The following is a 15,070-nucleotide window of genomic DNA, read 5'->3' on the forward strand; positions in this document are numbered from 1 at the left end:
GCGGGGTCACTTGACCAGCGGCGGCGTCTCGAACGTGTGGAAAGGCGCCGGACTCGGTACGGTCCATTCGAGTCCTTCCGCCCCGTCCCAGGGCTTGGCCGGCGCGGGCGGGCCGCCGCGGATGTTCGGGATCACGACGCGGAACAGCCAGTACACCTGGGACAGGCCGAACAGGAAGGCGCCGACCGACGTGAGGACGTGGAAGTCGGTGAACTGGACGGGATAGTCGGCGTAGCGGCGTGGCATGCCCGCCAGCCCGAGGAAATGCATGGGAAAGAACGTCACGTTGACCCAGACGAGCGAGTTCCAGAAATGGAATCTGCCCCGCCGCTCGTCGATTAGGTGTCCCGTCCATTTCGGCGCCCAGTAGTAATAGCCGGCGAACAGGGCGAACAGCGACCCCGCCACCAGCACGTAATGGAAGTGCGCGACCACGTAGTAAGTATCCTGCACCTGGACGTCGATGGGCGCCACGGAGAGGATGAGTCCGGTGAAGCCGCCGATGGTGAACACCCAGATGAAGCCGACGGCGAACAGCATCGGCGTCTCGAAGCTGAGCGAGCCTTTCCACATCGTCGCCACCCAGTTGAACACCTTGACGCCGGTCGGGACGGCCACGAGCATTGTCGCGTACATGAAGAACAGCTGGCCCGTGACCGGCATGCCCGTCGTGAACATGTGGTGCGCCCACACGATGAAGGAGATGATGGCGATGGACGCCGTTGCGTAGACCATCGACGCATAGCCGAACAGGGGCTTGCGCGCGAACGCGGGGATCACCTGCGAGATGATGCCGAACCCGGGCAGGATCATGATGTAGACCTCCGGATGGCCGAAGAACCAGAAGATGTGCTGGAACATGACGGGATCGCCGCCGCCGGCCGCGTTGAAGAAAGTGGTGCCGAAATGGCGGTCGGTGAGGATCATCGTGACGGCCGTCGCCAGCACGGGCATCACCGCGATCAGCAGGTAGGCCGTGATCAGCCACGTCCAGCAGAACATCGGCATCTTCATCAGCGACATCCCGGGGGCGCGCAGGTTCAGGATCGTCGTGACGATGTTGATGGCGCCCATGATGGACGACACGCCCATCAGGTGGACGGCGAAGATCGTCATGTCCATGCCGGGACCCATCTGCACCGACAGCGGCGGGTACATCGTCCACCCGGCCGCGGTGGCGCCGCCGGCGCTGAAGAAGGAGCCGAGCAGCAGCAGGGCGGCGGGCGGCAGCAGCCAGAACGAGAAATTGTTCATGCGGGCGAACGCCATGTCGGCCGCGCCCACCTGCAGCGGGATCATCCAGTTGGCGAAGCCGACGAAGGCCGGCATGATGGCGCCGAAGATCATCACGAGGCCGTGCAGGCTGACGAATTCGTTGTACACCTCGGGCCGGAAGAATTGCAGGCCGGGCTGGAACAATTCGAGCCGGATCAGCAGGGCCAGCACACCGCCGGTCATGAACATGACGAGCGAAAACCACAGGTACAGGGTGCCGATGTCCTTGTGGTTGGTGGCGAACAGCCAGCGCCGCCAGCCGTGCGGGTGGGCGTGCGCGCCCGCGCCCGCGTGGCTGCCGCCGGGTGCGAAATCGGAACTGCCTGCCGTCGTCGACATATGCTCTCCGTGGCTCTTCGAACCTATTCTAGTAGGCGCGAACGGGTAGGGTGGGGCATTTCATGCCGAGGGCATGAAATGCGTGCCCACCATGCGTTCGCCGAACGGCCTGCGTTTGGTGGGCACAGGGGTGCCCACCCTACCGGGATAGGTTCTTGGTGTGGCGTTGTCACCATGAGACAAGCCGGCCCGGCGTTGGTTCCGTGCCCGTAATCTGGTAACATTTCGCCCCTTTTCATCGAAAGACTTCCATGGCGAACGCTTGCGGCGTCGATTTCGGCACGTCGAACTCCACCGTCGGCTGGGTGCGGCCCGGCCAACCCGCCTTGCTGCCCCTCGAGGACGGCAAGCCGACCCTGCCGTCCGTCGTCTTCTTCAACGCGGACGACGACCAGGTGCGCTACGGCCGCGCCGCGCTGGCGGATTACCTGGAAGGCTACGAGGGGCGCCTGATGCGCTCGCTGAAGAGTCTCCTGGGCACGAGCCTGATGGAAGGGCAGACGGAGGTCGCGGGGCGCGCGTTGCCGTTCCGGCAACTGCTGGCGCACTTCATCGGCGAAGTCAAGCGCCGCGCCGAGCGCGAGGCGGGCCGGACCTTCGACCGCGCCGTGTTCGGCCGTCCCGTGTACTTCGTCGACGACGACGCGGAAGCGGACCGGCTGGCCGAGGACACGCTGGCCGAGGTCGCCCGCTCCGTCGGCTTTTGCGAGATCGGCTTCCAGTACGAGCCGATCGCCGCCGCGTTCGACTACGAATCGCGCATCGACCGCGAAGAGCTGGTGCTGATCGCCGACATCGGCGGCGGTACGTCCGACTTTTCGCTCGTACGGCTGGGTCCCGGGCGGACCGACCGCGCGGACCGGCGCGACGACATCCTCGCCACCGGCGGCGTGCACATCGGCGGCACCGACTTCGACAAATACCTGAGCCTCGTTTCCGTCATGCCGCTGCTGGGCCACGGCAGCGCGCTGCTGTCGGGCGCCGCGGTGCCGTCGAGCTATTATTTCAACCTGGCGACGTGGCACACGATCAACCAGGCCTACACGCGCAAGAGCATCGCGCAGCTGGCCGACCTCGTGCGCGACGCGGCCGAGCCGGACAAGCTCAAGCGCCTGCAGCGCCTGATCGACGAGCGCGCCGGCCACTGGCTCGCCATGCAGGTGGAAGAGGCGAAGATCGCCCTGTCCGACGCGCCCGAGGTGGCGTTGGATCTCGACCGTCTCGACCCGCCCGAGTCGCTGCGCGTGGGACGCGAAATGTTCACGACGTCGATCGCCGGGCTGGTCGACAACGTCGGCGCGACCGTGCAGCGCCTGCTGGGCGACGCCGGCATCGCGCCGGAGCGCGTCGACACCGTGTTCTTCACGGGCGGTTCCAGCGGCGTGGCGAGCCTGCGCGAACGGATCGCCGCCATCGTCCCCGACGCCCGCCGTGTCGAGGGCGACCTGTTCGGCAGCATCGGGGCCGGCCTGGCCATCGACGCCGCCCGTAAATTCGGTTAGAAAGGAAACCCCGTGTTCGAACGTCCCATCGTCATGCTCGACTTCGAGACCACCGGCCTGTCGCCCGACGCCGGCGACCGCATCACGGAAGTGGCGGCGCTGCGCATCGCGGACGGCCGGGTCGTCGAGCGCTACGTGTCGCTCGTGAACTGCGGCGTGCGCGTGCCGTCGTTCATCACGCAGCTGACGGGCATCACGCAGGCGATGGTCGACGGCGCGCCGCCCGCGGCCGACGTTGTGCCGGCGCTGATCGACTTCATCGGCGACGACGTGCTGGCCGCGCACAATGCCAGCTTCGACGAAAAATTCCTCAAGGCCGAGGGCGCGCGGCTGGGCCATGCCTGCCGGCATGGCGGCCTCGTGTGCTCGTTGAAACTGTCGCGCCGGGTGTTTCCGGGGCTGCCGAGCTACAAGCTGGGAGAGTTGTCGCGCGGGCTCGGCATCCGGTTCAACAGCCGCGCCCACCGGGCCGAGGCCGACGCGGAAGTCGCGGCGCAATTGCTCATGCACATCGGACGTCACCTGGGCGAGGCCTATGGCCTGGCGGGGGTCGATCCGGACCTGCTCGTGGCGCTCAACCGGGTGGCGGCGGCCAAGGTCGAGGCGTTCATGGGTGTGTACGCGGCGGGACGGCGCGTGCCGGCCTGACGGCTGGCGTCGTGGTCGGTCTTTTCGCAGCCGTCCGGAATCGAGCCGAAGCAGACGGTCGCGAAGTCTCAACTGGACGTAGGCGATAGGGTGTTCAGCAGAACAGTAACTCGCTTGGCCTCAGCGGTCAGTCCATGCTCTCGCAATACGTCTACTAGATTGCGGAGGTAGACCGGCTCTTCAATCAGAATTTCGTACCCTGGCGGGATGGCAAACGCATAGCCGTATAGTAGAACCGACCCATCGGGGACACGGACGCCCTCTACCTCCGCCATGTATTCATCTACGTCGTCAGGGTAGATAGCACCGAATCCGCCATTGCTATCGCCGAATCCATGCCGTTGCTCAGCGAAGTCAACTAACTGAACAAGGTTTGACCAAGCATCAATGACTTCCCTACATGCAATCTTCGCGTCTGGTGCGTCCATTTACTCCTCAATTGTGCTGAACCCGAATGACTGCTCCTGGGCGATCTCGGCCGTTCGCAAGGATCAGTGTACGGCCCAGCGTTAGAACAGCGAGGACTTCCTTTTAGGAAATACTCGCCGTAGATTGGACGGTATTCTGGCCGTCGATTGATTTTCACGTGTTCCTGCTAACGCTCGACCGAAAAAGCGACCGTCCTTCTCGTCCGCTCACTCGTTTACGAAACGTAAATATAATATGTTGCCTGCAGCTTTGCTATTCAGGACAAGTGCTATCGCTTTCGTTGTGTCCGCTCTTGTCGGCTGTACGGGCGTGCCCCAGAGTGCTACTGTCGCGGTTGCTAAACCCGAGAGCATCGTGCTAACACAGCCATATACTTGGGTTGATGTCTCCTCGGCTTTTGGTCGCAAGCTGACATTCGAGTACACGATGGCAGCGGGGAACTACACGGGCAGCCGCGAAGATGCCGGCGGTGTTTTTTACGAGGGGGCAGGAAACTGTCTGGTGAAAAAAGTAGCGTCGACCAATATTGACGGCTGGATCGTGGGCTCGACGTGGACACAGCGGTGCGGCATCTATGTGCCCAAAACCACGGGTTCGGCAAAGGTTTATTACTACAACCTCGGTACGACGACTCATATTCCTGGTCAGCCGGAGCATCTAATTGCCGGTAAGCCTTCATCGTACGACAACGCTAATACGGCCGCGCTCAATACTGTTGCCACGACGCCTGGCCTGTCACCGGTTCAAGCAGGGATTGGGGCGGGACTGGGCGCCGCGGTAGGCGGCGCCCTGCTTGAGGCCAGAGAGGAAGCGATCAGGGTCAATGCTCAATTTCTGATCTACCAGCCAGATCAAGCTGAATTAAGGAAGGCGTTCGGCATTCACTGATCGGCTATCGGCCAGAAAAAAGCACCCAATTCAGCGCCAGCAGTGTCATGTTGGACGAACTGCCTGGCGATATCGATGTCTCATCTTCGAAATCGCGCTACAGAGCACTTTCGCCGAACCTAAGATCACATGTTTCTTTTTGGGGTAGGTCTGCTTCTGGCTGGGTATTGCCGTCCAGTGTACGGCAACTTTCGACCCATCTCAGAAATACACACGAGAAGCGCAATGAATGGAATAAGCCATCCATCTTGCTTCAGGATAAAGCAGACTGCTTTTCGAATCACTTGTCCGCTCGCTTAAACCAACGAACTTTTCTGAGGTGGATGACCGCTTGTGGCCCAAAAGCAGCGGCCTGTCGAGATCCGGCGTACGTACATGTTTCCCTGCATGTAAGCAAGAGGCCGGGTCCGCCTCACTTCGTCGCATGACGCAGGCCCCGTCGTCCGATCCGTCGCGCCGACATCGATTTCGCGCCAGTCCATCCCCTTCACGTTGGCGCAAGTCAAATCCATGATGCATCGCATCATTACACTTTTGGCAATTCTTTGACTCCATGCGCGGCCGCCCGGATTGTTGCGGCGCACGCGCGGAGCCGGCCACGCTTGCCCTCAGGAGCACAGCATGCATAGTCACGAATCCATCCCCCGCGCCGGCGCGCTCGCCTGGTTCGCCCGCGCCGCCGCGCGCGGCAATCCGTATGCGCAGTTCAACCTCGGCATGATGTACAAGGAGGGCGATGGTGCGCCGCAAAACGACGTCCTGGCCTGCCGCTGGCTGGAGCGAGCCGCCCGCAAGGGCATCGTGTTTGCCCAGAATCACCTGGGCGGCATGTATTTCCAGGGACGGGGCGTGGCGCAGTCGGACGACGAGGCGGCGTACTGGTTTCGCCTGGCCGCGGCCCAGGGTGATGCCTCGGCGCAGCAGAACCTGGGCGACCTGTACCGGACCGGGCGCGGCGTCCCGTGCGATCCGGCCCTGTCCGTCGCCTGGTACTACAAGGCGGCCGAGCAGGGCCTGCCCAGCGCCCAGCGCCTGCTCGGCGCCTGCTACCTGGACGGCGCGGGCGTCGGACGCAGCCATCCGCTCGCCATGGCCTGGTTCCGCAAGGCGGCGCTGCTCGACGATGCCGAGGCGGAAGTCTGTCTCGGCCTGATGTACCGGCGCGGCCAGGGCGTGGCGCCCAGCGAGGCGGAGGCGATGTACTGGTTCCGGCGCGCGGCGGCGCGCGGCCACGCGCCCGCGCAGCGCTTGCTGGGGCTGACCTACCTGGCGGGCCACGGCGCGCCGGCCGACGCGATGGGCGCCCGGGCGTGGCTGGAATGCGCCGCCGAGCAGGGCGACGCGGAAGCCCAGTTCAGCCTCGCCCAGTTGCTGGGCGCGGCCGATGTCGATGTGCATGCGGGCGCCCGCGGCGGTGCGGACGACGGTGCTGATGCGTCCGTGCATTGCGGCGGCGCGGCGCTCGCCTGGACCCTGGCGGCGGCCGAGCAGGGCCACGTGCTGGCCCAGGTCAATCTCGCGCACCGCTACGCGCATGGACGAGGCGTCGCGCGCGATCCCGAGCGGGCGCTGCACTGGTATCGGCGCGCGGCCGAGCAGGACGCCGCCAAGGCCCAGTTCACGCTGGGCGTCATGTATGCGAACGGGCAGGGCGTGTGCCGCGACGAGGTGGTGGCGGCCGAATGGTATCGCCGCGCGGCCGAGCAGGGCGATGCGAGCGCGCAGAACAATCTCGGGATCATGTACGCGAACGGCCAGGGCGTGCCGCAGGACGACGAGCTCGCCGTGCACTGGTATCGCCTGGCGGCCGAGCAGGGCCATGCGCTGGCCCAGTACAATCTTGGCGGCATGTACAACAGCGGCCGCGGCGTCGCGCGCGACACGGTGCGGTCGTACATGTGGATGTTGCTGGCGGCGGACGCCGGCGATCACGCCGCCGGCAAGTCCGCCGTGGCGCGCCGGCTGTCGCGGCCGCAGATCGAGAGCGCCATCGACATGCGGCGCCGGGGCCGGGATGCCCGGCTGTACGCGGGGCCGGAGCGGCGCGCCGCGTGATATAAGCCGCCGTGATTGCCGTCAACATGCGTCGGTGTGCGCCGATCGCTGAGAAATCATGAAAACGTATCGGGGGGATTTGGAACCGAAATTGGATTAATATCTGCGGCGGGCGTAAACTTCCTTCATCACTGAACGACATGAAGAACGGAGTTGCCATGAACGCCTATACCACGATCTCGTCCCGCAAGACCACCGACGGCACGCTGGGCCGCCTGTTCCGCGCGTTTTGCCGGGAAGCCTTCCGCGCCATCGAGCTCGTCGGCGCTTCTTACCGGAATGGCCCGCTGACGCCGCTGTAAGCGCAGCGCAGCAGCCACCACGAACGACCCCCGCCTCGAGCGGGGGTTTTGTTTTTGCGCCTGGCCTACCGGTGCACGACGACCAGCAACGCCTTCGCCTCCGTCTTCCCCGAATTCCGGATGGCATGATCCTGGTCGGCCGGATAACGCGCCGTCGCGCCGTGCTTGATTTTTCGCTTCTCGGCCCCGACCTCTAGTTCCACCGTCCCAGTTACCACGGTCAAGTGCTCGTTGGTACCGGGATCGTGGGCCTGCGACGCCAGTTCGCCGCCCGGCTGCAACGTCAACTCATACCACTCGTACTTGCCGGCAAGGTCCATCGGTCCCAGGATGCGCAGCGAATAACCCGCGTGGTTGCCGGGCAAGGTGGGGATTTCGTGGGCGTCGACGACGCGGATCAGGTCGACCGCACGCACCCCGGACGACAGCAGCTCGCCGATCTGCACGCCGAGCGCATTGGCCAGGCGCCACGTGATGGCGATGGTGGGGTTGGCCTTTTCGCGTTCGATTTGCGACAACATCGACTTCGAGACGCCGGCGATGCGCGACAGGTCTTCCAGGGTCAGGCCGCGTGCGAGACGGAGGCGCTGCAGGGTGGCGCCGACTTCCGGCGGAGCACTGGTATTGTTCATGGAGCTAGCTTGCCAAGTTCAATAGCGGGGAGTAATATTCAATATATCGAATTTCTGTTCGACATAGAGAACAAGTTCCATACATCGAACGCATCCACACTATATCATTCGCCAACCGACAAGGACGAGGAAACATGAGCGACCCAGCATTCTATAGCGGCCTCCGGCAGAAACTCGACACGCTCAAGACCGAAGGCCTGTTCAAGCCCGAACGCGTGCTCGCGTCGCGCCAGGGTGCCGAAGTGGTCGCCGACGACGGCCGCACCCTGATCAATATGTGCGCCAACAACTACCTCGGCCTGTCGGGCGACCTGGAAACGCAGAAGGCGGCCGAAGCGGCGCTGCAGAAATACGGCTACGGCCTGTCGTCCGTGCGCTTCATCTGCGGCACGCAGACCGTGCACAAGGAGCTGGAGCGCAAGCTGTCCGCATTCCTCGGTACGGAAGACACGATCCTGTACGCCGCCGCCTTCGACGCCAACGGCGGCCTGTTCGAGCCGCTGTTCGACGAAAACGACGCCATCATCTCGGACGCCCTGAACCACGCGTCGATCATCGACGGCATCCGCCTGTGCAAGGCTGCGCGCTACCGCTATGCCAACAACGACATGGCGGACCTGGAACAGCAACTGCAAGCCGCGACGGATGCCGGCAAGCGCCACAAGATCATCGTCACGGACGGCGTGTTCTCGATGGACGGCACGATCGCGCAGCTGGACAGGATCGTCGCGCTGGCCGAGAAATACGGCGCGCTGACGATGATCGACGAATCGCACGCGTCCGGCTTCATGGGCAAGACCGGCCGCGGCACGCACGAGCACTGCGGCGTGATCGGCAAGATCGACATCATCACGGGCACCCTCGGCAAGGCGCTGGGCGGCGCGATGGGCGGTTTCACGTCCGGCCGCAAGGAGGTGATCGAGACGCTGCGCCAGAAATCGCGTCCGTACCTGTTCTCGAACACGCTGGCGCCGATGATCGCCGGCGCGTCGCTGGCGGTGCTCGACCGCATCAGCAAATCGACGGAACTGCGCGACCGCCTGCACGAGAACACCGCCTATTTCCGCCGCGAGATCGAGCGCATCGGCTTCACCATCAAGCCGGGCACGCACCCGGTGGTGCCGGTGATGCTGTTCGACGCGCCGGTCGCGCAGAAATTCGCGGCGCGCATGTTCGAGCTGGGCGTGCTGCTGTCGGGCTTCTTCTATCCGGTGGTGCCGATGGGGCAGGCGCGCGTGCGCGTGCAACTGTCGGCGGCGCATACCCGCGAACAGCTGGACAAGGTCCTCGCCGCCTTCGAGCAGGCCGGGCGCGAACTGGGCATCATCCAGGCCGCCTGACACGGCGCCGGAACATCGATCGGCGGTTGGCGCCGCCCACGAAGCGCGCCGCCGGAAGCAGGCTCACCAAGCCGGACAAAGCAAGGAAAACAAGCATGGAACGCATCCTCATCATCGGCGCCAACGGCCAGATCGGCAGTGAACTGGTGACCGCCCTCGCGCAGCAGCACGGCGCGGCGAACGTGATCGCCGCCGACATCGGCCCGGAAAACCTGTACGGCGCGGCGCGCTACGTCCGCCTCGACGTGCTCGACAAGGACGCCGTGGCGCAGCTCATCGAAGCCGACGGCGTCACCCAGGTGTATCAGCTGGCGGCGCTGCTGTCGGCCACGGGCGAGAAGGCGCCCTTGAAGGCATGGACGCTGAACATGGACGGCCTGTTGAACATCCTCGAGATCGCGCGCGAGCGGGGCGAGACAGGCAAGCCGCTGAAGGTGTTCTGGCCGTCGTCGATCGCCGCGTTCGGCCCGAATACGCCGGCGGAAAACACGCCGCAGACGACGATCATGGATCCGACGTCGATCTACGGCATCAGCAAGCTGGCCGGCGAGCGCCTGTGCGAGTACTACCACGCGAAGTACGGCGTGGACGTGCGCAGCATCCGCTACCCGGGCATCATCAGCTACAAGTCGCCGCCGGGCGGCGGCACGACGGACTACGCGATCGCGATCTTCCACGCGGCGCGCGCCGGCGACACCTACGAATGCTTCCTCGGTCCGGACACCACGCTGCCGATGATCTACATGCCGGACGCGATCCGCGCCACCGTCGAACTGATGGACGCGCCGGCCGACCAGGTCGTCGTCCGCTCGTCGTACAACGTGGCGGGCGTGTCGTTCAACCCGCGCGAGCTGGCCGCTGCGATCCAGAACAGGCTGCCGGCCTTCCGCATCGCGTACAAGCCGGACGCGCGCCAGCAGATCGCCGATTCCTGGCCGCAGAGCCTGGACGACAGCCGCGCCGCCGCCGACTGGGGCTGGAAGGCGCGCGTGACGCTCGACGAGATGGTCGACGACATGCTGGCCAACGTCGACCCGGCCATGAGCAAGGCCGCCTAGGAGACAGCGCATGGACATGAGCGTATTCGACTTATTCAAGATCGGCATCGGCCCGTCGAGTTCCCACACGGTCGGCCCGATGGTGGCCGCGCGCCGCTTCCTCGTCGAATGCGGCCCGCTCGACGCCGCCGTGGGCGTGGAAGCCCACCTGTACGGCTCGCTGGCGTTGACGGGCGTCGGCCACGCCACCGACAAGGCCGTGATCCTCGGCTTGATGGGCGAGACGCCGCACGGCGTCGACCCGGACGCGGTCGAGGACAAGCTCGCCGAGGCGGAACTGGACGGCGTCCTGGCGCTGCTCGGCGCCCGGCCGGTGCCGTTCAGCGCGCGCACGGGCCTCGTGTGGCACAAGCAGTCCACGTTGCCGGAACACCCGAACGGCATGCGCTTCGTGCTGAAACTGGCGGACGGCAGCGTCGTCGAGCGCATCTATTATTCGGTCGGCGGCGGCTTCATCACGGCCCCGGGCGAAACCCAGGCGGCGCGCGCGGCGGTCCCCGTGCCGTTCCCGTTCAAGACCATGCGCGAGCTGCTGGACCATGGCGAGCGCGCCGCCCTGACGATTCCCGCCATGCTGCGCGCCAACGAGTGCGCGCGCATGACGAACGAGGAACTGGATGCCGGCCTGGACCGCATCTGGGACGTGATGCGCGGCTGTATCGCGCACGGCCTCGTCACCGAGGGCGAATTGCCCGGCGGGCTGAACGTCAAGCGCCGCGCGGCGAAACTGTGGCGCCAGGAGCAGGCCGCGCGCAACGCGACGAACCACCTGCCGCACGACGCCGTCAACCAGGTCAGCCTGTACGCGATGGCGGTGAACGAAGAGAACGCGGCCGGCGGAAGAGTCGTGACGGCGCCGACGAACGGCGCGGCCGGCATCATCCCGGCCGTGCTGCGCTACTACGCCGAGGATTGCCGTCCGAGCGACGCCCGGCAGGGCATCCACGACTTCCTGCTGACGGCCGCCGCGATCGGCATGCTGTGCAAGAAAAACGCGTCGATTTCCGGCGCGGAGATCGGGTGCCAGGGCGAGGTCGGCGTCGCGTGCGCGATGGCGGCGGCGGGCCTCGTCGCGGCGCTGGGCGGGTCGAACGGCCAGATCGAGAACGCGGCCGAGATCGGCATCGAGCACCACCTGGGCATGACGTGCGACCCGATCGGCGGCCTCGTGCAGATCCCATGCATCGAGCGCAACGGCATGGGCGCCATCAAGGCCATCACGGCGGCGTCGCTGGCGATGAAGGGCGACGGCACGCACTTCGTCAGCCTGGACGACGTCATCGAGACGATGCGCCAGACCGGGTTCGACATGCAGGCCAAGTACAAGGAAACGTCGTTGGGCGGGTTGGCGATCCACGTCGTGACGGTGAATCACGCCGCGTGTTGAGCGGGTGCCGCGCGGTGGGCGGAGGGCCGCCCACCCTACGATATTTGACCTGGAACGGTATTTTCGGGCGTAGGGTGGGCACCCCGTGCCCACCAAACCACAAACCCACCACGAACGCCCATATTTGCTGAACAATATTCGGCAAAAAGACAATATTGCCCGGTCCAGACTATAATAAATATCCAACGCCAGCCAACTCCGATCTTTTCTACCGTATGCAATATGTGTCCACCCGCGCGACGAGCGCGTCCGCAGCACGTAATCCCCAACAATTTTCCGACATCCTGCTGGGCGGCCTGGCGCCGGACGGCGGCCTGTATCTCCCGGCCGACTACCCGCAGGTGACCGGTGCCGAGCTCGACGCATGGCGCACGCTGTCGTATGCCGAGCTGGCCTACGAAATCCTGCGCAAGTTCGCCACCGACATCCCGGACGCCGACCTGAAGGCGCTGACCGCGAAAACGTACACGCCCGAGGTCTACAAGAACGCCCGCGCCGACGAGCTTGCTGTCGAGATCACGCCGCTGCGCGTGCTGGAGCAGTCGCCCGAGCGCACCCTGATCCTGCAAGGCCTGTCGAACGGCCCGACGCTCGCGTTCAAGGACATGGCGATGCAGTTGCTGGGCAATCTGTTCGAATACGCGCTGGCGAAGAACGGCGACGAGCTGAACATCTTCGGCGCCACGTCCGGCGACACCGGCAGCGCGGCCGAATACGCGATGCGCGGCAAGCGCGGCATCCGCGTGTTCATGCTGTCGCCGCACAAGAAGATGAGCGCGTTCCAGACCGCGCAGATGTTCAGCCTGCAGGACCCGAACATCTTCAACATCGCCGTGGAAGGCGTGTTCGACGATTGCCAGGACATGGTCAAGGCCGTGTCGAACGACCTCGAATTCAAGGCCCGCCACAAGATCGGCACCGTCAATTCGATCAACTGGGCGCGCGTCGTGGCCCAGGTCGTGTACTACTTCCGCGGCTATCTGAAGGCGACCACGTCGAACGACCAGAAAGTGTCGTTCACGGTCCCGTCGGGCAACTTCGGCAATATCTGCGCCGGCCATATCGCGCGCATGATGGGTCTGCCGATCGCGAAGCTGGTCGTCGCGACGAACGAAAACAATGTGCTGGACGAATTCTTCCGTACCGGCGTCTACCGCGTCCGCAAATCGTCCGAGACCTATCACACGTCGAGCCCGTCGATGGACATCTCGAAAGCGTCGAACTTCGAACGCTTCGTGTACGACCTCGTGGGCCGCGACGCCGACCGCACGCACGCGCTGTTCCGCAAGGTCGACACGCACGGCGGCTTCGACCTGTCGGGTGCGCCGGGCAGCGACGGCGACGAATTCAAGCTCGTCGCGAACTACGGCTTCCAGTCGGGCTGCTCGACGCACGACGACCGCCTCGCGACGATCCGCGACGTGTTCGACGATTACGGCATCACCATCGACACGCATACCGCGGACGGCATCAAGGTCGCGCGCGAGCACGTCGAGCCGGGCATTCCGATGATCGTGCTGGAGACGGCGTTGGCCGCCAAGTTCAACGAGACCATCCTGGAAGCGCTGGGCACCGACGCGGCGCGTCCGGCCGGTTTCGAGGACATCGAAACGCTGCCGCAGCGCTTCGTCGTCATGCATGCGAACGTCGACCAGATGAAGGAATTCATCGCGGCGCACACGGGGCTGGCCAAGTGAACCAGCCTGCGCGCAAGCCCTTGATGCCGGTGCGCGAGGCGCTCGACTTCCTCCTGGCCGCGGCGCGCGTCGTCGACGGCGTCGAGGACGTCGACACGCTGGCCGCCAACGGCCGCGTGCTCGCGGCCGACCAGGTATCGGGCTTGAGCGTGCCGGCCGCCGACAACACGCAGATGGACGGCTATGCCGTGCGCGCGGCCGATTGCGCGAGCGGAGCGGCCACGCTGCGCATCGCCCAGCGCATCCCGGCCGGCACGGTCGGCCAGCCTTTGGCCTCGGGCACCGCCGCGCGCATCTTCACCGGCGCGCTGATTCCGGAAGGCGCGGACGCCGTCGTCATGCAGGAGCAGTGCGAGGCGAACGGCGACCAGGTCACCGTCAGGCACGCACCCCAGCCGGGCGAGTGGATCCGCCGCGCCGGCGAGGACATCGTCGCGGGCAGCGTGATCGTGCCGGCCGGCACGCGGCTGCGCGCGCAGGAGCTGGGGCTCGCGGCCTCTGTCGGCCTCGCGCGCCTGCCCGTGCGCCGGCGCGTGCGCGTGGCCGTGTTCTTCACCGGCGACGAACTGGCGATGCCGGGCGAGCCGCTGGCGCCGGGCGCCATCTACAACTCGAACCGCTTCACCCTGCGCGGCCTCCTGGAAAACCTCGGCTGCGAGATCAGCGACTACGGCATCGTGCCCGACTCGCTGCAGGCCACGCGCGACACCCTGCGCGCCGCCGCCGCAAACCACGACCTGATCATCACGTCGGGCGGCGTGTCCGTCGGCGAGGAAGACCACATCAAGCCGGCCGTGGAAGCGGAAGGGCGCCTGAACATGTGGCAGATCGCCGTCAAGCCGGGCAAGCCGCTCGCGTTCGGCGCAGTCGACCGGGCCGCGGGGCAGGGCAGCGCGTTCTTTCTCGGCCTGCCGGGTAATCCGGTGTCGAGCTTCATCACCTTCCTGCTGTTCGTGCGGCCGTTCCTGCTGCGTCTGCAGGGCGTGACCGGGACGGTGGAGGCGCGCGCGCTCCCGCTGCGCGCGGATTTCGACTGGATCAGGCCGGACCGCCGCAACGAATTCCTGCGCGCCCGCATCAACGACGCCGGCGGCCTCGACCTGTTCCCCAACCAGGGCTCCGGCGTGCTCACGTCGACCGTGTGGGCGGACGGCCTCATCGACAATCCGCCGGGCCAGGCGATCGCGCGGGGCGACATCGTGCGCTTCATCCCGTTCGCCGCGCTGCAGTACTGAGACAACCATGAAAATCAATCTGCGATTCTTTGCCAGCGTGCGCGAAGCCGTGGGCAGTTCGGGCGAGTCCGTCGACTTGCCGGCCGACGTGGCGACCGTGGGCGCCGTGCGCGACTTCCTGATCGCGCGCGGCGGCGCCTGGGCCGAAGCCCTGGCGCACGAGCGCGCGCTGCGCATGGCGTTCAACCACGTGATGTGCGAGCCGGGAACGGCCATCGCCGAAGGCGGCGAAGTGGCGTTCTTCCCGCCGGTGACGGGCGGCTGACGCCGCCCGCCGGGACGG

General features: G+C 65.7%; 14 protein-coding genes. 11 read left to right on the top strand and 3 right to left on the bottom strand.

The window, feature by feature from the left end; all coding sequences use genetic code 11:
* Positions 1-6: 6 nt before the first annotated feature.
* On the bottom strand, positions 7-1,614 hold the full coding sequence (ctaD, locus tag ISF28_RS01680; RefSeq protein ID WP_198115395.1) for a cytochrome c oxidase subunit I: 1,608 nt from the start codon (positions 1,612-1,614) through the stop codon (positions 7-9).
* 251 nt (positions 1,615-1,865) lie between these two features.
* Between ctaD and ISF28_RS01685 the strand changes: the two genes are divergently transcribed.
* Complete coding sequence (locus tag ISF28_RS01685; RefSeq protein WP_198115396.1) at positions 1,866-3,116, top strand: Hsp70 family protein; 1,251 nt, start codon at positions 1,866-1,868, stop codon at positions 3,114-3,116.
* A gap of 12 nt (positions 3,117-3,128) precedes the next feature.
* A complete protein-coding gene (locus ISF28_RS01690) occupies positions 3,129-3,764 on the top strand; it encodes a 3'-5' exonuclease (protein ID WP_370663372.1) in 636 nt (211 codons plus the stop codon).
* A gap of 68 nt (positions 3,765-3,832) precedes the next feature.
* Here ISF28_RS01690 and ISF28_RS01695 read toward each other — a convergent pair whose 3' ends face one another.
* A complete protein-coding gene (locus tag ISF28_RS01695; protein WP_198115397.1) occupies positions 3,833-4,192 on the bottom strand; it encodes a hypothetical protein in 360 nt (119 codons plus the stop codon).
* A gap of 355 nt (positions 4,193-4,547) precedes the next feature.
* Between ISF28_RS01695 and ISF28_RS01700 the strand changes: the two genes are divergently transcribed.
* The 3 genes from ISF28_RS01700 to ISF28_RS01710 all read left to right on the top strand — a co-directional run bounded on the left by ISF28_RS01700 (position 4,548) and on the right by ISF28_RS01710 (position 7,438).
* Positions 4,548-5,081 (top strand): hypothetical protein, encoded by a 534-nt coding sequence (locus ISF28_RS01700; protein ID WP_198115398.1) that lies wholly within the window; start codon positions 4,548-4,550, stop codon positions 5,079-5,081.
* Positions 5,082-5,702: 621 nt separating this feature from the next.
* Positions 5,703-7,136 (top strand): tetratricopeptide repeat protein, encoded by a 1,434-nt coding sequence (locus tag ISF28_RS01705; RefSeq protein ID WP_198115399.1) that lies wholly within the window; start codon positions 5,703-5,705, stop codon positions 7,134-7,136.
* 158 nt (positions 7,137-7,294) lie between these two features.
* Positions 7,295-7,438, top strand: a complete 144-nt coding sequence (locus tag ISF28_RS01710; protein WP_198115400.1) for a hypothetical protein — start codon at positions 7,295-7,297, stop codon at positions 7,436-7,438.
* 65 nt (positions 7,439-7,503) lie between these two features.
* Here the strand turns inward: ISF28_RS01710 and ISF28_RS01715 are convergent, their stop codons facing one another.
* Positions 7,504-8,070 carry a helix-turn-helix domain-containing protein gene (locus ISF28_RS01715; protein WP_198115401.1) on the bottom strand — a complete coding sequence of 189 codons (567 nt, stop codon included), beginning with the start codon at positions 8,068-8,070 and terminating at the stop codon, positions 7,504-7,506.
* A gap of 134 nt (positions 8,071-8,204) precedes the next feature.
* Here ISF28_RS01715 and ISF28_RS01720 point away from each other — a divergent pair, with 134 nt between their 5' ends.
* The 6 genes from ISF28_RS01720 (at position 8,205) to moaD (ending at position 15,052) form a co-directional block, all read left to right on the top strand.
* Positions 8,205-9,410, top strand: a complete 1,206-nt coding sequence (locus ISF28_RS01720; protein ID WP_198115402.1) for a glycine C-acetyltransferase — start codon at positions 8,205-8,207, stop codon at positions 9,408-9,410.
* A 95-nt stretch (positions 9,411-9,505) separates the two neighbouring features.
* Complete coding sequence (locus ISF28_RS01725) at positions 9,506-10,468, top strand: NAD-dependent epimerase/dehydratase family protein (protein ID WP_198115403.1); 963 nt, start codon at positions 9,506-9,508, stop codon at positions 10,466-10,468.
* 10 nt (positions 10,469-10,478) lie between these two features.
* Positions 10,479-11,855, top strand: a complete 1,377-nt coding sequence (locus tag ISF28_RS01730; protein WP_198115404.1) for an L-serine ammonia-lyase — start codon at positions 10,479-10,481, stop codon at positions 11,853-11,855.
* 215 nt (positions 11,856-12,070) lie between these two features.
* Positions 12,071-13,552, top strand: coding sequence for a threonine synthase (gene thrC / locus ISF28_RS01735; protein WP_198115405.1), 1,482 nt, complete (start codon positions 12,071-12,073; stop codon positions 13,550-13,552).
* A gap of 23 nt (positions 13,553-13,575) precedes the next feature.
* On the top strand, positions 13,576-14,787 hold the full coding sequence (locus ISF28_RS01740) for a molybdopterin molybdotransferase MoeA (RefSeq protein ID WP_198115665.1): 1,212 nt from the start codon (positions 13,576-13,578) through the stop codon (positions 14,785-14,787).
* Between the two features lie 7 nt (positions 14,788-14,794).
* The gene (gene moaD, locus ISF28_RS01745) at positions 14,795-15,052 is read left to right on the top strand and encodes a molybdopterin converting factor subunit 1 (RefSeq protein ID WP_198115406.1); all 258 of its coding nucleotides are present in this window, start codon (positions 14,795-14,797) and stop codon (positions 15,050-15,052) included.
* The last annotated feature ends 18 nt before the right edge of the window (positions 15,053-15,070 follow it).

This window comes from Massilia rhizosphaerae, assembly GCF_016093545.1.
Taxonomy (GTDB): domain Bacteria; phylum Pseudomonadota; class Gammaproteobacteria; order Burkholderiales; family Burkholderiaceae_D; genus Telluria; species Telluria rhizosphaerae.